We start from the raw sequence: 18,657 nt of genomic DNA on the forward strand, positions 1-18,657 counted from the left end.
AAATCCACCAGGCAGTACCGCGCAGACTGGTAGGTAGACCCGGAACGGTCAGACCGAGAAGATCAGGTCTGGAAGATTCGGACCCGCAAGACTCGGCAGGCCGGGCGCGGCGGTCAGACGCCGTACTCGGCGAGGCCCTCGACCTGGTGGGCGCACCGCTCGTCGACCTGCCAGGGCGCGGCCGCGCGCGGGGCGGGAAGGGGGTGCTCGGGGTGGATGAGAGCGAAGGGGAGCTGCGCGCAGTCCTCGATCAGTTCACTCATCGTGGTCGCCTCTGGGATCGTCACTTCCCGACCGTATGACGGCGGCCTGACCTGCGGTAGCCCTACCAAACAGTAGTCTTCACAGCGGTACTCGTCCGGGTGAGTAGTCACGTAGCGCAACAAGAAAAGAGGAGCCGACGTGCCCCTAGCCGTGTGCGGCAGCATCGCGACCGACCATCTGATGCACTTCCCGGGTCGTTTCGCGGACCAGCTGGTCGCGGAGCGTCTCGACCGCGTGTCCCTGAGCTTCCTCGTCGACGACCTCGTCGTCCGGCGCGGCGGCATCGGCGCGAACATCGCGTTCGGCCTCGGTGTGCTCGGGGTGCGTCCGGTGCTCGTCGGCGCCGTCGGCAAGGACTTCGACGACTACCGCTCGTGGCTCGAACGGCACGGCGTCGACACGTCGGGCGTGTACGTGTCCGAGGTCGCGCACACCGCGCGGTTCGTGTGCACCACCGACGACGACATGTGCCAGATCGCCTCGTTCTACGCGGGCGCGATGGCCGAGGCGCGCAACATCGAGCTCGCGCCGATCGCGGGCCGCGTCGAGAACCTCGAGCTCGTCGTCATCAGCCCCGACGACCCCGCGGCGATGCTCCGGCACGCCGAGGAGTGCCGTCAGCGCGGCTACAAGTTCGCCGTCGACCCGTCGCAGCAGCTGGCCCGCATGGACGGCGAGCAGGCGCGCGCGTTCATCGACGGCGCCGAGTACCTCTTCAGCAACGACTACGAGTGGGAACTGCTGCTGCAGAAGACCGGCTGGACCGAGGCCGACGTCCTCGCCCGCGTCGGCAAGCGCGTCACCACGCTCGGCGCCAAGGGCGTCGAGATCGTCGACCGCGACGGTTTCTCGCTGCACGTCCCGGCCGTCCCCGAGGTCGCGAAGACCGACCCGACGGGCGTCGGCGACGGCTTCCGCGCGGGCTTCCTCGCCGGCATCACCGCGGGCCTGAGCATCGAACGCGCTGCTCAGCTCGGCTCGTTCATCGCGGTCGAGGTGCTCGAGACCGTCGGCACGCAGGAATGGGTGATCGAGCGCGAGGCCGCGCTCACCCGCATTCGTGGCGCGTTTGGTACGGAAGCCGCTGAGGAGATCGCTCCCGTCCTGCCATGATCGGACAATGGGGACGTACCTGTTCGGCGACGCCGACGAAGAACCGCTCGATCCCAAGTTCGACGCGCTGAGCTCCCTGCTCGACGCGGGCACGTTCGCCCGCGTCGAGCAGCTCGGTGTCGCGGACGGCTGGCGCTGCCTCGAGGTCGGGGGTGGCGGGGGATCGGTCGCGAACTGGCTCGCCGACGTCGTCGCCCCGTCCGGGCACGTGACCGTCACCGACATCGACGTCACCCGGCTCGAGGAACGCGACAACGTCACCGTCCTGGAACACGACGTGGTATCCAATATATTGCCGGGCAACGCGTTCGACCTGGTCCACGCCCGCCTGGTGCTCTTCTACCTCCCCGCCCGCGAGCTCGTGCTCCGCAAGCTGCGCGACTCGCTGCGCCCCGGCGGCTGGCTCGTGCTCGAAGAGTTCGACTGCCTCCCGCTCGACGTCCTCAAGGCGGCCCCCGACGACGCGAAGCTGATCATGCGAGTGAAGAACGCCCTGCTGACGCTGCTCGACCAGGCGGGCGCCGAACTGGCGTGGGGCGCGCGCGTCGAGAGGGCGTTGCTCGACGTCGGCCTGAACGACGTCAGCGGCTTCCGCGAGGTGCAGGAGTGGGAAGGCGGGTCGGCCGGCTGCCGTCTGCTCGCCGCCACGGCCCGCCTCGTGCGCGCGAAGCTCCCGCTCACCGACGACGAGTTCGACCGCTACCTCGAACTCCTGGCGTCCCCCGAGACCGTCATCAGCTCGTACGCGATCTGCAGCGCACAAGGCCGCCGATAACGGAAAGGGCCCCTCCGCAGAGGGGCCCCACCGGCTAGAGCTTGACCGGGTAGTGCGGTTCCGGCACCACCGGCTGGATGCGGGCCTCGACGAAGATCCCGTGCCAGATCATGAACACCAGCAACGCCCAGATGCGGCGGCTGTGGTCGAGCACACCGGACCGGTGCTCCTCGATCAGGCGCAGCACCGCGTTCTTGTCGAGGTACTGGTCGGTCTGCGACGAACGCACGATGTCGACGGCCCACTCGTGCATCTCGTCCTTGAGCCAGTGCCGGATCGGCACCGGGAAGCCGAGCTTGCGGCGGTTCAGCACGTGCGCCGGCACGATGTCGCGGATCGCCTTGCGGAGCGCGAACTTCGTCGTGTCCTTCGTGATCTTCAACTCACTCGGGATCTGCGACGCGATCTTGAAGACCTCGGGGTCGAGGAACGGGACACGCAACTCCAGCGAGTTCGCCATGGTCATCTTGTCGGCCTTGACCAGGATGTCGCCGCGCAGCCAGGTGAACAGGTCGACGTGCTGCATGCGCGTCACCGGGTCCCACCCCATCGACTCGCGGTACGGCTTCGCGGTCGCGTCCATGTGCGACACCGCCGGGTCGTACGTCTTCAGCACCTGCTGCAAGTGGTCGTCGAGGAAGATGCGCGCGTTGCCGTAGTAGCGCTCCTCGAGAGTGAGAGCGCCACGGCGCAGCAGGTCCTTGCCGCGCACGCCGTGCGGGATCTTCGTCGAGACCTTGCCCATCGCCTTGCGCAGCGCGCCCGGCACCTTCTCGAAGCCCGCCAGCGACAACGGCTCGCGGTAGATCGTGTACCCGCCGAACAGCTCGTCCGCGCCCTCACCGGACAGCACGACCTTCACGTGCTGACGTGCCTCGCGGGCGATGAACCACAACGGCACGAGCGCCGGGTCCGCCACCGGGTCGTCGAGGTACCAGGTGATCAGCGGCAGCGCGTCCATCATCTCCTGCGCGCTGACGGTGCGGACCACGTGCTTCACGCCGATCAGCGCCGCCGACTCCGCGGCCACGTCGACCTCGGAGAACCCCTGCCGCTCGAAGCCCGTCGTGAACGTGATCAGGTCCGGGTTGTGCTCCTTGGCGAGCGCCGCGACCACCGTCGAGTCGATGCCGCCGGACAGGAACGACCCGACCGTCACGTCCGCGCGCATGTGCTTGGCGACCGAGTCGCGCAGTGCGGCGGTGATCTCGTCGTACAGGGCGTTCGCCTCGGCCTCGCTGCGGACCGTGCGGACCTTGAACTCCGCCGGGAAGTACCGCTCGAACCGCGGCGACTCGCCCGGGACCAGCGTGAACGAGTGCCCCGACTCGACGCGGTGGATCGAGTCGTGCAGCGACGCGGGCTCCGGCACGTACTGCAGGGTCAGGTAGTGCTGGAGGCCCTTGACGTTCATCTTCGGCGCGATGCCGATCGAGGATGCGATCTCCAGGATGATCTTCTTCTCGCTGGAGAACGCCACACCGCTCTGGCCCTGCGCCCAGTACAGCGGCTTGATGCCGAACGGGTCGCGGCCGCCGAACAGCAGCTCGCGCTCGGAGTCCCAGATGATGAAGGCGAACATGCCGCGCAGCTTCGTGATCGCCGCGGGCCCGTAGTAGTGGTAGGCGGCGACGATCGTCTCGGTGTCGCCGTCGGTGTGGAAGACCGCGCCGTGCTTCTCCGTGAGCTCGGCCCGCAGCTCCAGGTAGTTGTAGATCTCGCCGTTGAAGTTGATCGTGTACCGGCTCGGCGACTCCGCCGGACCCCAGGTCAACGGCTGGTGGGAGTGCTCGATGTCGATGATCGCGAGCCGGTTGAAGCCGAACACGACCTCGTCGACCCGCCTGGTGCCGCTCTCGTCCGGCCCGCGGTGCCGCATGCAGCGCAGTGCCGCCGCCACCGCCGGGCGCGCGTTCTCGGCCTCGTTCTCGCTAGGGCAAACAAGTCCTGCCAGGCCGCACAAGGCTCTCGCACCTCTCAAGAAACACGAAGGGGAAGACCACGGGGAAGTCCTCAGTATGCCGAAGGCGCTCTGTGTGACCGAAACTGCACCGCAGCGGCGGTGCCCCCGAGGGGTGAGCGCTGCCCCGCTGGGCTACGCTCCCGCTTGATCCGTTGGCATGGCCAGATGTTTGTGAACGAGGAGGCGGGCGAGCAGTGGGCCTGAAGGAGGGCACCAGGGCATCCCGGCTGGTGAAGACCGCCGGGCTGGTAGGCCTGGTCGGTATCGGGGCCACCGGTTGCTCCACGGACGAGGTGCTGCGCTTCGGATGGCCGCAGGCCGTCACGCCGCAGGCCGAGAAGATGCGCGAGCTCTGGACGTGGTCCGTGATCGCCGCGCTCGTCGTCGGCGTCATCGTGTGGGGCCTGATCCTGTGGTCGATCGTGTTCCACCGCAAGAAGTCGGAGGAGCTGCCGCGTCAGACGGCGTACAACCTCCCGCTGGAGATCGTGCTCATCGTCGTGCCGACGGTGATCGTGGCGGTGCTGTTCTACTTCACCGCCATCACGCAGAACTACGTCACCGACAAGTCGGGCAAGCCCGACGTGAACGTCGACGTGATCGCGTTCCAGTGGAACTGGGAGTTCCAGTACCCGGACCACAAGACCGAGGAGGGCAAGACCGTCAGCACGGTCGGTACCTCGGGTGAGGTCCCGATCATGGTGCTGCCGGCCGGCAAGCGCATCCAGTTCACGCTGCGCTCGACCGACGTCATCCACTCGTTCTTCGTACCGGAGTTCCACTTCAAGCGGGACGTCTTCCCGCAGCCGGAGAAGAACAACCAGGACAACGTCTTCCAGATCGACCAGATCGACCGTCCCGGTGCGTTCGTCGGACGTTGTGCGGAGCTCTGCGGCTCGTACCACGCGGTGATGAACTTCGAGGTCCGCGCTCTCGAGTCGGCCGACTTCGACAAGTACATGGAGCTGCGCAAGCAGGTCAACGAGAAGACGGGCAAGCCGTACACCACGGCCGAGGCCCTGTCTCAGGTGAACTGCGACAAGTGGTGCTCCCCGCTGGCCACGACGACCACCCCGTTCAACACCGACCGGACGGCCCGCGAGGCCTCCGGCGCGGGCCAGAAGTAGGGACGCCCCGCGATGAAGATCGAAGCTCGCGTATTCGACCTGGTCATGGCCTTCTCGTTCCTGATGGCCATCGTCTACGGCTACTGGACGCACCTCGCGACGGGTCACGTCGAGCCCACCGGCACGGTGGCGCTCGCGCTGACCGGTGGCCTGGCCCTGATCACCGGCACCTACTTCCGGTTCGTCGCCCGCCGCATCGAGGTGCGGCCGGAGGACAACCCCGACGCCGAGGTGTCGGACGGCGCCGGTGAGCTGGGCTTCTTCAGCCCCGGCTCCTACTGGCCGGTCGGCCTCGCCGCGGCGGCGGCGACCACCGGTGTCGCGGTGGCGTTCTGGCACGTGTGGCTGCTCGTGATCGCCATCGTCATGGTGCTGATCATGGTCGGTGGCCTGGTGTTCGAGTACCACACCGGACCCAACCACGACTGATATCCGATATACCGGATATCAGATATCGCTCGGCCGAGGCCCTCTCCGCACGCGGAGGGGGCCTTCGTCGTTTCCGCTGTCGTCTCCGCGCCCGATATCCAGCATGTGATACATCGCATATTGGATATCGCTTCGCGCCTCCGAGGCGAATCGGCCGATATATCGCGTATTGGATATTGCCCCGGGCAGGGCGCGGCAACGTTCGGCGCGACCCCCAGACGTGACCACAAGCGAAAGGCCCTCCCCGCCGTCATGGCGAGGAGGGCCTTTCGTTTCAAGCCCTGGGGGAGCGGATCACGCCGCCGCCGGCACCGGGGTCTTCTGGTAGGCGTCGACGTACTCCTGGCCGCTCAGGTCCAGGATGCGGTAGATGATCTCGTCGGTGACGCTGCGCAGCACCGGAAGCGACTCCTGCATGCCGTCGTAGCGGCTGAAGTCGAGCGGCTCGCCGAAGCGGATCGTCACCGGGACGATCTTGGGGAACCTGCTGCCGACGGGCTGCACCTTGTCCGTGCCGATGATGCCGACCGGGATGACCGGCGCACCGGACTCCAGCGCCATGCGGGCCACGCCCGTGCGGCCGCGGTGCAGCATGCCGTCGAGCGAGCGGGTGCCCTCGGGGTAGATGGCGAACGCGTCGCCGCGAGCGAGGATCTCGGCGGCCGTGTCGAGGGCCGCGCGGGCGTCCCGGCCCTTGCCGCGGTGCACCGGCACGTGGCCGAGTGACGAGAAGAACCAGCGCGACAGCGAGCCCTTCACACCGGTGCCCGTGAAGTACTCGGCCTTCGCGAGGAACGACACGCGGCGCGGCACGACCATCGGGATCACGACGCTGTCGATGAAGCTGAGGTGGTTGGCCGCCAGGATGACGGGGCCGTCGGTGGGGATGTTCTCCAGACCGTCCACCACCGGGCGGTAGACAAGACGGGCTGTGCGCGCGACGACGTGCTTCATCACCGGGTAGAGGAGGGCCATGACTCCAGCATTCCAGGTGGCCATTGCCACGGCGTTACCACGTGGCGCGCATCTCGGGCCCATCACTCGCTCGGACTACACCGATGCGGCGGCCGTGCGAGAACGGTCACGCGCCGGCGACGACGCGTGACCGAAACCCGAGCGAAACACCGGTAAAACCCACGCAGTACGCCAGCGGAGTCTTCAGCGACCCTTCAGGGACGTCGAGAGCTCCACCCAGCGGGTCAGCAGCGCCGACGCCTTGCCCGAGTCGATGGCGTCGGCCGCGCGGCTCAGCGAGGCCGTCAGGTCCGCGTGCAGGTCCTCGGAGAACCCGGAGTGCGCCGCGATGGCACCGGCCGCGTTCACGAGCACCGCGTCCCGCACCGACCCGGTCCTGCCGGCCACGAGGTCGCGGACCACCTGGGCGTTGACGGACGCGTCGCCGCCCTTCAGGTCCTCCTCACGCGCGGGCTTCACGCCCAGCACCACCGGGTCGATCGTCTCCGTGCGCACCACGCCGTCCTGGGCGAGCCAGGCGGACGTCGTCGTGGTCGTGGTGATCTCGTCGAGGCCGTCGTCGCCCCGCACCACCAGCGCGGTGTTGCGGCGCCGCGCGAACACCCCGGCGATCAGCGGTGCCGCCGCCGCCCGCGCGCAGCCGATCAGGCCGACCGTGGGCTGGGCCGGGTTCGTCAGCGGGCCGAGCAGGTTGAACGACGTCGGGATGCCGATCTCGCGCCGCACCGGGCCCGCGTGCCGGAAGCCGGGGTGGAACACCGGCGCGAAGCAGAACCCGATGCCGAGCTCGCGCACGGTCTCCCGCACGCCCTCGGCCGGCAGGTCGATGGCGACGCCCAGCGCCTCCAGGACGTCCGCCGTGCCGCACTGCGACGACGCCGCCCGGTTGCCGTGCTTGACCACGGGCACGCCCGCGGCGGCCGTGATGATCGCGGCCATCGTCGAAATGTTGACCGAACCGGAATGATCGCCACCGGTGCCCACGATGTCGGTCGCCCGCACGTCCACCGTGAACCGGTTCGCGTGGTTGAGCATCATCGTGGCGAGGCCGTCGACCTCCTCCGGCGTCTCGCCCTTGGCGCGCAACGCGACGATGAACGCCGCGATCTGCGCCGCCGTCGCCTCACCCGACATCACCTGGTCCATTCCCCAGGCGGTGTCGTCGGCGGTGAGGTCGACGCCGTCGAGCAGGCGGTTGAGCAACGAGGGCCAGGTGCGCTGGCTCATCGCGGATCAGCCCTTGACGACGGGCAATGCCGAGCCCCGCAGCACCTCGGCCACGGTCTCGGCGGCGGCCAGCGGGTCGAGCGGGTGCACCAGCACCGCGTCCGCCTGCGACCAGGTCGCGAGCCACCGGTCGTCCTTGCGGCGCACGGCCACCACGATCGGCGGGCAGTTCGTGATCTCGTCCTTGAGCTGGCGGGACAGGCCCATGCCCCCGGTCGGCTGCGCCTCGCCATCGAGGATCAGCAGGTCGACCGTGCCGTTGTCCGCCTCGTAGAGGACGTCCGCGATCGTCCCGGCCTCGACGTAGTCGACGCGCGCGAGGTCCGGCGCGGGACGACGGCCGACCGCAGTGATGATCGTCTCACGCACCTCGGGCCGGTGGCTGAACACCAGGATCTTCGTGGTCTGCGTGCTCATCTGGATCCTCCGCTGCGACTGCCGACTGCGGTCCTGTGAAGAAAGTGACCAAGGTCGCCACGATGCTATCGGGCCGGTTCCGGGGCGGGTTGCAGGGCGTCCCACCCCAGCGCCTCGCCCCCGAGCCGCTGGGCCAGTGAGGCCATCCGCGAGCGCTCCTGGGCGCAGTGCAGGGCGTCCAGCTTCTGCACCCTGCTGATATGCGATATATCACCGGCGACGAGCGTCCAGCCGTCCGGAGTCAGCAGCTCTCGCGCGCGTTCTACCTGGTCAGCGGGGATGCGCAGGTGGTGGCGGAGGACGGCCGGGGCGTCGGCGCGCCACCCCGGTGACCGGGCCAGAACGGCCGAATCGGCCTCCGCGTGGTCGAACGCCTCGACCACCACGACGAGCCCGGGATCGTCGACCGACAGCGACGGCTCCTCCTGTCGCCGCAGCCTGTCCCGCAATCGGCCCAGCAAGCTCATTCGTTGATCTCCTAGCGATCACCCGCTGTGTGACCCGTCCTGCCCATGATCCGCGCAGGACCCGATGGGCGGACGGAAATTCCGCAAGCAATAATGCTGCGCGTGACCACGGCAGCGCCTTCAATCGGCCAGCGCGTGCACTCGCTGAACCGCCCGAACATGGTCAGCGTCGGCACGATCGTCTGGCTGTCCAGCGAGCTCATGTTCTTCGCTGGCCTCTTCGCCATGTTCTTCACGGTGAAGGCCCAGAACGAGGGACCTTGGCCCCCGCCCCCCACGCACCTGAACGTCCCGTACGCGTCGGTCTTCACGATCATCCTGGTCGCGTCGTCCTTCACGTGTCAGTGGGGCGTCTTCGCGGCGGAGCGGGGTGATGTCTTCGGTCTGCGTCGCTGGTACATCGTGACGCTGATCATGGGCGCGATCTTCGTAGGCGGCCAGGCAGGCGAGTACATCGAGCTGGTCGAGCACGGCACCACGATCCCGTCCTCGGCTTACGGCACGGTCTTCTACCTGACGACCGGCTTCCACGGCTTGCACGTCATCGGCGGTCTGATCGCGTTCGTCTACCTGTTGATCCGGACGAAGCTCAGCAAGTTCACGCCGGCTCAGGCCACCTCCGCCATCGTCGTGTCGTACTACTGGCACTTCGTCGACGTCGTGTGGATCGGCCTGTTCGCCATCATCTACATCGTGCCCTGACCTAGTCAGCACGCAGCCAAGCCACGAGCTCCCGAACTGACAGCAAGGGTTGCCGCACACCATGACCACCACGACGAAACGCCCCCGCGGCGCCCGCACCAAGCTGCGCCGCCGGGTGGCCGGACTGCTCGCACTGGGCTTCGCCCTGCTGAGCGCCGGCATGCTGTTCGCCGCCTTCGCGCCCCAGGCGCAGACCGCCCAGGCGCAGCAGCAGGACGCCCTGGTCCGCCAGGGCGAGCAGATCTACCTCAACACCTGCCTGAGCTGCCACGGCACGTCTCTCGAAGGTGTGAAGGACCGCGGGCCGAGCCTGATCGGCGTCGGCGACGCCGCGGTCTACTTCCAGACTTCCTCCGGCCGCATGCCCATGGCACGCCAGGAGGCGCAGGCCATCCGCAAGCCCGCGAAGCTCTCCCCCGAGGAGATCAACGCGCTGATGGCCTACATCACCGAGAACGGCGGCGAGGGCCCGAAGAAGCCGTCCGAGTCCGGTGAGGCCCTGCGCGGCGACAACCCGGCGCGCGGTGGCGAGCTCTTCCGCCTCAACTGCGCCAGCTGCCACAACTTCACGGGTCGTGGTGGCGCGCTGTCCTCCGGCAAGTTCGCGCCCGAGCTCGACGGCGTGACCGAGGACCAGATCTACACGGCGATGCTGACCGGCCCGCAGAACATGCCGAAGTTCGGCGAGCGCCAGCTCACGCCGGAAGAGAAGAAAGACATCATCGCGTACGTCAAGTCGGTCACCGACGGCAACAACAACTCCGGTGGTGCCCCCCTCGGTGGGCTCGGGCCGGTGTCCGAGGGATTGATCGCGTTCATCGTGGGTATCGCCGCGCTCATCGGCGTGACCCTCTGGATCGGAGCCAAGGCATGAGCGGCGACAAGCCGATCGAGCTGCCCAGCGAGGCAGAACTCGCGGAGATGAGCCGGGACGAGCTCGTCAGGCTCGGCACGAAGATGGACGGCGTCGAGCTCGTCCACTACGAGGAGAAGTTCCCGGTCCCGGGCACGCGCGCCGAGCGTCGCGCCCAGCGCTCCGTCGCGCTGTGGTTCCTGATCTCCGCGCTGTCCGGCCTGGCCTTCCTCGGCGTGTTCCTGTTCTGGCCGTGGCAGTACGAGGCCCCGCACACCGACGGCCACGTCTGGCACCTGCTGTACAACCCGCTGATCGGCCTGTTCCTGGGCCTGTCGGTCGTCGGCCTCGGCGTTGGAGCGCTGCTCTACACCAAGAAGTTCCTCCCCGAGGAGCTCGCGGTGCAGCAGCGTCACGACGGCCCGTCGTCGGCCGTCGACCGCGCCACCCTGGTCGCGGAGCTCGCCGACGCGGGCGACCGCAGCGGCATCGCGCGCCGCAGCCTGATCAAGCGCACCGCGGGCCTCGGCGCCGGCGTGCTGGGCCTGGGCGTGGCGGCCGTTCCGCTGGGCGCGCTCATCAAGAACCCGCACTCGGACAGCGAGACCAAGAACTCGCTGTGGCACACCGGCTGGAAGGCCGAAAAGGGCGAGAAGGTCTACCTCCGTCGCCACACCGGCAACTTCCACGAGGTCTCGCTCGTGCGTCCCGAGGACGTCGAGCCGGGCGGTTTCGAGACGGTCTTCCCGTTCCGCGAGTCCGAGCGCGACGACGAGCACGCCCTGGTCGCGGCCCTCAAGCGCGCCGACGCCCCGGTCATGCTCATCCGCATGCGCCCGAACCAGGCGATCACCAAGCGCGCGGGCCAGGAGGACTTCAACTACGGTGACCTGTACGCGTACTCGAAGATCTGCACGCACCTGGGTTGCCCGACGTCGCTCTTCGAGCAGCAGACCGGTCTGCTGCTGTGCCCGTGCCACCAGTCGCAGTTCGACGTCTTCGAATACGCGAAGCCGCGCTTCGGCCCGGCGACCCGTCCTCTTCCACAGCTTCCGATCACTGTGGACGAAGAGGGATACTTGGTAGCCCGCAGTGACTTCATCGAGGCTGTGGGACCGGCGTTCTGGGAGCGTAAGTCATGAGTGCCATCACCACGCCGACGAAGCCGGCCAACGCGGCCGCGCGCGTCGCAGGGGCGGCGGCCAACGCTGCCGACGAGCGGTACCACCCGGCCTCCGGGCTGCGGAAGCAGATCAACAAGGTCTTCCCGACCCACTGGTCGTTCCTGCTCGGTGAGATCGCGCTGTACAGCTTCATCGTGCTGCTGCTGTCGGGTACGTACCTGGCGTTGTTCTTCGACCCGTCGATGACCGAGGTCACCTACAACGGCGCGTTCGAGAACCTGCGCGGCATCGAGATGTCGCGGGCGTTCGCGTCCACGCTCGACATCTCGTTCGAGACGCGCGGTGGCCTGTTCGTCCGCCAGGTGCACCACTGGGCGGCGCTGCTGTTCATGGCCGCGATCGTCGTGCACATGTTCCGGATCTTCTTCACCGGCGCGTTCCGCAAGCCGCGTGAGATCAACTGGGTCATCGGCATCGTGCTGTTCATGCTCGGCGCGATCGAGGGCTTCCTCGGCTACTCGCTGCCGGACGACCTGCTCTCGGGCACCGGCCTCCGCGTCATGGCGGCGCTGCTGATCTCGTTCCCGGTCATCGGCACCTGGCTGAACTGGCTGATGTTCGGCGGGGAGTTCCCCGGCACGGACATCATCCCGATGCTCTACACCGCGCACATCCTGATCATCCCGGCGATCATCCTGGGTCTGATCGCGGCGCACCTCGCGCTCGTCTGGTACCAGAAGCACACGCAGTTCCCGGGCGTGGGCCGCAAGGAGACCAACGTCGTCGGCGTCCGCATCATGCCGGTGTTCGCGGCCAAGGGCGGTGGCTTCTTCGCCATCGTCGTCGGTGTCATCGCGATCATGGGTGGCGTCTTCCAGATCAACCCGATCTGGAACTTCGGCCCGTACAACCCCGCGCAGGTCTCCGCCGGCTCGCAGCCCGACTGGTACATGGGCTGGACCGACGGCCTGGTCCGCATCTGGCCCGCGTGGGAGTTCTACCTGGGCAACTACACGATCCCGGCGCCGTTCCTGCCGTTCATCCTCGGTCTGCCGCTGCTGACCGGCATCGCGGCGGTCTACCCGTGGATCGAGCGCAAGATGACCAAGGACTACGCGCACCACAACCTGCTGCAGCGCCCGCGCGACGTTCCGGTCCGCACCTCGCTCGGCTGGATGGCGATCACGTACTTCATGGTCCTGCTGCTCATGGGCGGCAACGACATCTTCGCGTACAAGTTCGACATCTCGTTGAACCTGACGACGTGGATGGGCCGCATCGGCATGCTGGTCCTGCCGCCGATCGCGTACTTCATCTCGTACCGCGTGTGCATCGGTCTGCAGCGCGGTGACCGCGAGGTGCTGGAGCACGGCGTCGAGACGGGCATCATCAAGCGCCTGCCGCACGGCGAGTTCATCGAGATCCACCAGCCGCTCGGCCCGGTGGACGACCACGGCCACCCGATCCCGCTCGCCTACCAGGGCGCGTCGGTGCCGAAGAAGATGAACAAGCTCGGCTCGGCCGGTCACCCGGTCGCCGGCAGCACGTGGTCGCCGGACCCGGTCGAGGAGACCGTGGCCCTGGAGAACGCGAAGCACACGAACGCGCTGGACTCCGCTTCGGACGCGTCCGAGGAGAAGTCGGCTGAGCTCGCGGGCAAGCCTTCCGACCCGAAGGCCTGACCTTCAGCTGTGACGCGAAAGGCCCCCGTGAACTTCACGGGGGCCTTTCGTTTGCGTCTGGGGCCTTACTGGTCGTCCAGGCCGATGGCGAACGCGGCCTCGTCGTCGCGCTTCGAGTAGCTGCGGAACGCGATGTGCGTGTCGGTGTTCAGCACACCGGGCACCTTGCTGATCTTGCCGGGGACGAGCGCGGCGAGGTCCTCGTGCTTGCTGACGCGCACCAGCGCGATCAGGTCGACGTCGCCGGCGCACGAGTACACCTCCGTGACTCCGTCGATGTCGGCGATCTCCTGCGCCGCCTCGGGAATGCGTTCGGCGGCGGCCTGGATCAGCACGATGGCGGTGACCACGGCGTCCTCCTCGGGGTCTGGGTGGCTCGAGCACCCGTAGTCTGCCCTACCGCCTGATCGCGGGCGTGAGGACGGCAGCGGCCTGCCAGAGCTCAGTTCCAGCGGTCGTGCAGGGGGCGGGCACCGGCGGCTTGTTCGGCCCAGGGCACCCAGGCCGCGGCGGCTCCGGCGGGCGACGACCACGGTTCGTCCGCGTAGACGAGGCGGGTGCCGGGCTGGTCGAGCCAGCGCAGGACGACGCCGGCTTCTTCCGGCGGGGCTCCCCGGAGCGGGCCGGGTGTCGGGACGACGGTCTCGGCGGAGGCGACGAGGGCGTCGACCACCGGCATCGGGCGGGTGCCCCGGCGCGCCACCCCCGCGGAGGCGAGGCGGCCGTAGCGGACGACGGAGAACTCCCAGCCGCCCTCGCGGTCAGGTCTGGCGGCCACCAGTTGGGGGAGGGCGGCCAGGGCGGCGAGTCGCTGGGCTCGGTCGAGGGAACGGACCAGGCCCGCCAGGCGGTCGCGGCGGCGGGCGGCCTCCTCGAAGCGTTCGGCTGAGGCCAGGCCGGTGAGCTGGGTGACGAGGGTGCGGAGCGGGTCCGCGTTGCGGCCCACCACGAGGTCCTGCACGGCGATGACGGCGGGGGAGTACTCGTCGACGGTCTGCTTGCCGGCGCAGGGGGCCTGGCAGCGGTCCAGTTCGGCCAGGGCGCAGGGCGAGGCTCGTTGGTTCGTCGCCGGGATCTTGATGGTGCAGGAGCGCAGCGGCACGGCGTCGAGGAGGGCGTCGGCGACCGACTCGGCGGCCTGGCGCGTGCGGAACGGGCCCAAGGCGCCGTCGCGTGGGGTGCGGACCAGCGAGAACCGGGGGAAGGGTTCGTCGGTCAGGGTCAGCCACCAGGCGTGGTGGGGGTTCTTGGAGCGTCGGTTGTAGGCGGGGCGGTGTGCGCGCAAGAGGCGCAGTTCGCGGACTTCCGCTTCCAAGGGGTGTGCGCATTCGACGGCGTCCACGCGGACGGCCAGGGCGACCATCTCGCGCAGCCTGCGGCGGCCCTCGCTGGCCGTGAAGTACTGGCGGACGCGGCGGCGCAGGTCGGACGCCGTGCCCACGTAGAGGACCTCCTCGCTCGGGCCGCGGAACAGGTACACGCCCGGCTTGTTGGGCAGGTGGGCGGCCAGGGAACGCTTGCGGCGCTGTTCCGGTGTCACTTCCGGCAGGTACGCCAGCAGTTCCTCGAGCGAGTGCACGCCCACGTTGCCGACGCGTTCCAGCAACGAGTGCAGCACCTCGACCGTCGTGCGGGCGTCGGCGAGCGCGCGGTGCGTGGGCTTGGTCTCGGTGTGGAAGAGGTCGGAGAGCGCGGACAGGCGGCAGGACGGGGCCTCGTCGCGGCTCAGGACGCGCCGGGCGAGCTTCACCGTGCACACCACCGACGGCTTCGGCCAGCGGTAGCCGTGCCGTTCGCAGGCGGCCTTCATGAAGCCGACGTCGAAGCCCGAGTTGTGCGCGACCAGCACCGACCCGGCGGCGAACTCCAGGAACGCGGGTAACACCGTCTTCATCGTCGGCGCGCCCGTCACCATCAGCTGGGTGATCCCGGTCAGCTGCGCCACCTGCGGCGGGATGCCGCGTTCGGGGTCGACGAGCGTGCCGAACTCGCCGAGGATCTCGCCGCCGCGCACCTTCACCGCGCCGATCTCGGTGACGGCGTCCTCCTCGTGGCTGCCGCCCGTCGTCTCCAGGTCGAAGACGACGAACGTCGTGTCGCGCAGGGGCGTCCCGAGTTCGTCGAAGGACAGTTGTCCGGTCACGGCGGTGACGTTAGCGACGGGGTCTGACAATTTTCGGAGCTGATCTTTGGGGCTGCTCTGACCTGCGGTTGCTCCATTGGAGTGGCGATCGGGTGATCTTTTCCAGATCGTTGTTCCGAAGGGCGGACACGTCCGTGCGTTGCTCAAGCGCGAGGGCTCTAGCCTGTGGGGGTGCCCGACCCGATGCCCGACCCGGAGATCGACCTGCCTGCTGAGGAGGCGGGTGAGTCCGTCGTGGAGGAGTCCCCGGAAGAATCCACTGTGGACTGGTCGGCGCTGCCGGAGCCGTTGCGGGTGAGACTCGCGGAACTGGGCGCGGACGCGTTGGGCGAGATGGCGAAGGTCGACGTGCCGCAGCACCTGCGTCCCGTGGCGAAGTTCGCGCCGACCAAACGCGCCCGGCTGGGCGGTTCGCAGGTGGTGGCGGGGCTGCGGGACTCGGCGAACTTCCGCACCGCCGTGGTCGAGTGGCTGCGCAAGAACAGGCCGTCGACGCTGGAGGTGACGTCGCCGGACCCGGTGACGGCGGCCGCGGCGGCGGTGCTGACCGGCGACGACGTCGCCCCGCACTACGTGGAGCTGGTGTCGCGACGGGTCGGTGACGCGACGCTGCGTGCCGAACGGGACGCCGCCGTCGTGCGCGCGGAACGGCTGGAAGGCGAGCTGGAACGGCTGCGGGCCGAGCGCACGCAGCTCGACGGCGCCGCCGAACGCGTCCGCGCGGACGCCGAGATCGAGCTGGAACGCCTGCGCAAGCGGTTGCGCGAGCAGGGCGTGAAGCTGCGCGAGGCCAAGGACGCCGCCGAGGCCGCGGCCGCCGAGGTCAACAAGATCCAGGTGCGCACCGCGGACGAGGTCAAACGCCTCTCCACCGAACGCGACCGCGAACGCGACCGAGCCGAGACCGAGCGCGGCAAGGCCCAGCGCGCGATCGCCGACGCCGAGGTGGCGCGGCAGTCCGCCCGCGAGGCCCGGCAGGCCGACGAGGTGCGGCTCGCGTTGCTCGTGGACACGCTCGACGGTGCCGTCACGGGCCTGCGTCGTGAGCTCGCGCTGGGAGGCAGCGGGCCGCGTCCCGCCGACCTCGTGCGGGGCGCCAGCGCGTCGCAGGGGGTCGTGGGACGCGTGGAGGACCCGGCGGCGCTGGACCGGCTGCTGGCGTTGCCCGCCGTGCACCTCGTGGTGGACGGCTACAACGTCACGAAGACCGGCTATCCGGAGCTGTCGCTGTCGGATCAGCGCGACCGGCTGGTGCATCAGCTCGCGGTGCTGGCGGCGCGCACGGGTGCCGAGGTGACGTTGGTGTTCGACGGCGCCGGTGTCGTGGCCGTGCCCGCGGCGGCTCCTCGTGGCGTGCGCGTGCTCTTCAGCGACCCCGGTGTGCTGGCCGATGACGTGATCCGTGCGCTGGTCACCGCGGAGCCCGAGGGGCGGCCGGTGGTGGTGGTGACGTCGGATCGCGCGGTCGCGGATTCGGTGCGACGGCGGGGTGCGCACCCCGTGCCTTCCGCTGTGTTGCTGGCCCGTCTCGGGCGCGTTTGATCACCCGGTAGCCTGACGCCGTCGATCTTGGCGGTCTGGTTCTGGCGAAGGGGATCGGCGACCTCATGTCGCGCAACTTCACCCGCTTTCTCGTGGTTCTCGTGTTGTTGGTTCCGGTGACTCCGGCTGTGTCCTCAGCAGCGCAACCGGCTGATCCCGCGCGCGCGTACGCGGATCTGACGGCGCAGGCGACGAAGCTCAACGAGGAGGTCCTGCGCGCGCAGGAAGACCTCGTGAAACGCAAGGGCGAGCTCGAACGCGCGACCGCGACGGTGGGGGCGGCGCAGCAGGTCGAGCGGCAGGCCAAGCGCGACAGGGACGACTTCCAGGGCCAGGTGGACCTCATCGCCCAGGCGTCGTTCGAAGGCGCCCGGTTCAACCAGCTGTCGGCGCTGCTCGTCGCGGACTCGCAGCAGGACTTCCTGCACCGCCTCGAGATGATGCGCGTGCTGGCCTCGGACAAGGAGGAGTCGCTCGCGCGGCTGTCCGGCGCGGTCGAGCAGGCCCAGCAGGCGCACCAGGTGGCGGAGGACGCCCGCGCGCGTGCCGCGGAGACCACCGCGGCGGCCGAGAAGCTGAAGGGCGACCTGGACGCGCGCAACGCGGCGTTGCAGACGCAGATCAACGAGGTGCGGACGGCGCTGACGCGACTGCCGGCGCCCGTCGTGAACCAGCTTCGTGATCCGGGGGACCGCGGCCAGGTCGGCGTGCCCGCCGGTGTGGCGGGGCAGGCGCTGGCGTTCGCGCTGGGGCAGCGCGGCGACTCCTACCAGTACGGCGGCATCGGGCCCGAGGGCTGGGACTGCTCCGGGCTGACGATGAAGGCCTACGCCGCCGCTGGGTTCACGATTCCGCGCACCTCCGGCGGACAGGCCGGGGTCGGCCGCGTCGTGTCCCGCGGCGAGGTCCGCGCGGGCGACCTGATCGTCTACTACCCGAGCCGCTCCCACGTCGCCATGGCCGTCGACAACCAACGCGCCGTGCACGCCTCGACCGAGGGCCAGCCCGTGAAGATCGCGCCGATCGACGCCATCGGGCCCATCGCGGTGATCCGGCGCATCGAGGGCTAGCGTTGCGCCGGTGAAGCACCTCCGGACGTTGATGGCGGTCACCGTCGCCATGACGTTCCTGCTGAGCCTCAGCGTCGCGTTGCGGCCTGTTGAGGTGCGGTCGACTGCGGACATCCAGTGCCACGAGGCCGTGCTGACGGCGGCGTCGGGCACGGTGACCAGCAGTTCTTGCGACGGCGAGCTGGCGGCGCGGGTGTCGGGGTTGCTGGACTCCTCGGTGCGCGAGGTCGGCGATGTAGTGGACATCGGCTGGGCTCGCCGGGTCGACGTCGTCGTTCCGGCCTCGGACTCGGAGCTCGTTTCGCTCGTCGGGCCGGCGTTCGCGGACATGGCCGGGATCGCCATCCGGGACGGTTCCGGGCAGCGCGTCGTGATCAACCGGGTGCGCGCGGCGACGCTGACGGACCTGGAGTTGCGCGTGCTGCTGCGGCACGAGATCACGCACGTCGCGACCCGCGATCTCACCTCGGACTCGGCCCCGCTGTGGCTGGTGGAGGGGTTCGCGGACTGGGTCGCGTTCCACGGGCTGGGGCTGTCGCTCCGCCAGGCTGCGCCGTTGCTGAAATCGGACGTCTCGGCGCTGCCGTCCGACTTCGGCGGTTCGGGTCGCGACCTCGCCTACCAGCAGGCGTACTCGATCATGGTCTATCTCGAGTCGCGGCTGGGGGAGCGCGGGGTCGTGGACTTCTTCCTGCGCACCGCGTCGTTGTCCGCAGTGGATCCCGGTGTCGTCGACGTGGCGGGCTGGCGTGAGTTCCTGAGAACGAGCATCGGATAGCGTTGG

19 protein-coding genes are annotated in these 18,657 nt (G+C 69.1%); 11 read left to right on the forward strand and 8 right to left on the reverse strand.

Annotated features, from left to right (window positions below):
- Positions 1 to 113: 113 nt before the first annotated feature.
- Entirely contained in the window at positions 114 to 287 is a 174-nt protein-coding gene (locus ACFWNN_RS11060; RefSeq protein ID WP_382439717.1) for a hypothetical protein, read from the reverse strand.
- A gap of 157 nt (positions 288 to 444) precedes the next feature.
- Here ACFWNN_RS11060 and ACFWNN_RS11065 point away from each other — a divergent pair, with 157 nt between their 5' ends.
- On the forward strand, positions 445 to 1,377 hold the full coding sequence (locus tag ACFWNN_RS11065; RefSeq protein ID WP_382439820.1) for a carbohydrate kinase family protein: 933 nt from the start codon (positions 445 to 447) through the stop codon (positions 1,375 to 1,377).
- A gap of 7 nt (positions 1,378 to 1,384) precedes the next feature.
- The gene (locus ACFWNN_RS11070) at positions 1,385 to 2,152 is read left to right on the forward strand and encodes a class I SAM-dependent methyltransferase (RefSeq protein WP_382439718.1); all 768 of its coding nucleotides are present in this window, start codon (positions 1,385 to 1,387) and stop codon (positions 2,150 to 2,152) included.
- A 34-nt stretch (positions 2,153 to 2,186) separates the two neighbouring features.
- Here the strand turns inward: ACFWNN_RS11070 and asnB are convergent, their stop codons facing one another.
- Entirely contained in the window at positions 2,187 to 4,115 is a 1,929-nt protein-coding gene (gene asnB / locus ACFWNN_RS11075) for an asparagine synthase (glutamine-hydrolyzing) (RefSeq protein WP_382439719.1), read from the reverse strand.
- A 194-nt stretch (positions 4,116 to 4,309) separates the two neighbouring features.
- Between asnB and coxB the strand changes: the two genes are divergently transcribed.
- Positions 4,310 to 5,242 (forward strand): cytochrome c oxidase subunit II, encoded by a 933-nt coding sequence (coxB, locus tag ACFWNN_RS11080; RefSeq protein WP_382439720.1) that lies wholly within the window; start codon positions 4,310 to 4,312, stop codon positions 5,240 to 5,242.
- Between the two features lie 12 nt (positions 5,243 to 5,254).
- Positions 5,255 to 5,671, forward strand: a complete 417-nt coding sequence (locus ACFWNN_RS11085; RefSeq protein ID WP_382439721.1) for a cytochrome c oxidase subunit 4 — start codon at positions 5,255 to 5,257, stop codon at positions 5,669 to 5,671.
- Positions 5,672 to 5,965: 294 nt separating this feature from the next.
- Here the strand turns inward: ACFWNN_RS11085 and ACFWNN_RS11090 are convergent, their stop codons facing one another.
- From ACFWNN_RS11090 to ACFWNN_RS11105, 4 genes are all read right to left on the reverse strand, one after another.
- Positions 5,966 to 6,646 carry a lysophospholipid acyltransferase family protein gene (locus ACFWNN_RS11090; protein ID WP_382439722.1) on the reverse strand — a complete coding sequence of 227 codons (681 nt, stop codon included), beginning with the start codon at positions 6,644 to 6,646 and terminating at the stop codon, positions 5,966 to 5,968.
- A gap of 183 nt (positions 6,647 to 6,829) precedes the next feature.
- Positions 6,830 to 7,873 (reverse strand): anthranilate phosphoribosyltransferase, encoded by a 1,044-nt coding sequence (trpD, locus tag ACFWNN_RS11095; protein WP_382439723.1) that lies wholly within the window; start codon positions 7,871 to 7,873, stop codon positions 6,830 to 6,832.
- Between the two features lie 6 nt (positions 7,874 to 7,879).
- Positions 7,880 to 8,290, reverse strand: coding sequence for a hypothetical protein (locus ACFWNN_RS11100; protein ID WP_382439724.1), 411 nt, complete (start codon positions 8,288 to 8,290; stop codon positions 7,880 to 7,882).
- A 65-nt stretch (positions 8,291 to 8,355) separates the two neighbouring features.
- Positions 8,356 to 8,757 (reverse strand): hypothetical protein, encoded by a 402-nt coding sequence (locus tag ACFWNN_RS11105; protein ID WP_382439725.1) that lies wholly within the window; start codon positions 8,755 to 8,757, stop codon positions 8,356 to 8,358.
- A 93-nt stretch (positions 8,758 to 8,850) separates the two neighbouring features.
- On the opposite strand from ACFWNN_RS11105, the gene ACFWNN_RS11110 reads away from it, so the two are divergent.
- The 4 genes from ACFWNN_RS11110 to ACFWNN_RS11125 all read left to right on the forward strand — a co-directional run bounded on the left by ACFWNN_RS11110 (position 8,851) and on the right by ACFWNN_RS11125 (position 13,118).
- Entirely contained in the window at positions 8,851 to 9,459 is a 609-nt protein-coding gene (locus tag ACFWNN_RS11110) for a heme-copper oxidase subunit III (RefSeq protein ID WP_382439726.1), read from the forward strand.
- A gap of 61 nt (positions 9,460 to 9,520) precedes the next feature.
- On the forward strand, positions 9,521 to 10,333 hold the full coding sequence (locus tag ACFWNN_RS11115) for a c-type cytochrome (protein WP_382439727.1): 813 nt from the start codon (positions 9,521 to 9,523) through the stop codon (positions 10,331 to 10,333).
- Positions 10,330 to 11,454, forward strand: a complete 1,125-nt coding sequence (locus tag ACFWNN_RS11120; RefSeq protein ID WP_382439728.1) for a ubiquinol-cytochrome c reductase iron-sulfur subunit — start codon at positions 10,330 to 10,332, stop codon at positions 11,452 to 11,454. Before ACFWNN_RS11115 ends, ACFWNN_RS11120 begins: the two co-directional genes overlap by 4 nt.
- The gene (locus tag ACFWNN_RS11125; RefSeq protein WP_382439729.1) at positions 11,451 to 13,118 is read left to right on the forward strand and encodes a cytochrome bc complex cytochrome b subunit; all 1,668 of its coding nucleotides are present in this window, start codon (positions 11,451 to 11,453) and stop codon (positions 13,116 to 13,118) included. The genes ACFWNN_RS11120 and ACFWNN_RS11125 overlap by 4 nt, the downstream gene beginning before the upstream one ends.
- A gap of 65 nt (positions 13,119 to 13,183) precedes the next feature.
- Here ACFWNN_RS11125 and ACFWNN_RS11130 read toward each other — a convergent pair whose 3' ends face one another.
- Together ACFWNN_RS11130 and ACFWNN_RS11135 are read right to left on the reverse strand one after the other, a co-directional pair.
- Positions 13,184 to 13,468, reverse strand: coding sequence for an Lrp/AsnC family transcriptional regulator (locus tag ACFWNN_RS11130; RefSeq protein WP_382439730.1), 285 nt, complete (start codon positions 13,466 to 13,468; stop codon positions 13,184 to 13,186).
- Between the two features lie 92 nt (positions 13,469 to 13,560).
- Positions 13,561 to 15,261 (reverse strand): DEDD exonuclease domain-containing protein, encoded by a 1,701-nt coding sequence (locus ACFWNN_RS11135; protein ID WP_382439731.1) that lies wholly within the window; start codon positions 15,259 to 15,261, stop codon positions 13,561 to 13,563.
- 183 nt (positions 15,262 to 15,444) lie between these two features.
- On the opposite strand from ACFWNN_RS11135, the gene ACFWNN_RS11140 reads away from it, so the two are divergent.
- The 3 genes from ACFWNN_RS11140 to ACFWNN_RS11150 all read left to right on the forward strand — a co-directional run bounded on the left by ACFWNN_RS11140 (position 15,445) and on the right by ACFWNN_RS11150 (position 18,651).
- Positions 15,445 to 16,803: an NYN domain-containing protein gene (locus ACFWNN_RS11140; RefSeq protein WP_382439821.1), complete on the forward strand. Its 1,359-nt coding sequence runs from the start codon at positions 15,445 to 15,447 to the stop codon at positions 16,801 to 16,803.
- A gap of 128 nt (positions 16,804 to 16,931) precedes the next feature.
- Positions 16,932 to 17,873 carry a C40 family peptidase gene (locus ACFWNN_RS11145; protein ID WP_382439732.1) on the forward strand — a complete coding sequence of 314 codons (942 nt, stop codon included), beginning with the start codon at positions 16,932 to 16,934 and terminating at the stop codon, positions 17,871 to 17,873.
- A 10-nt stretch (positions 17,874 to 17,883) separates the two neighbouring features.
- On the forward strand, positions 17,884 to 18,651 hold the full coding sequence (locus ACFWNN_RS11150) for a hypothetical protein (protein WP_382439733.1): 768 nt from the start codon (positions 17,884 to 17,886) through the stop codon (positions 18,649 to 18,651).
- Positions 18,652 to 18,657: the final 6 nt, after the last annotated feature.

Origin of the sequence: Lentzea sp. NPDC058450 (genome assembly GCF_042721395.1) — a bacterium.
In the GTDB taxonomy this organism is placed as follows: domain Bacteria; phylum Actinomycetota; class Actinomycetes; order Mycobacteriales; family Pseudonocardiaceae; genus Lentzea.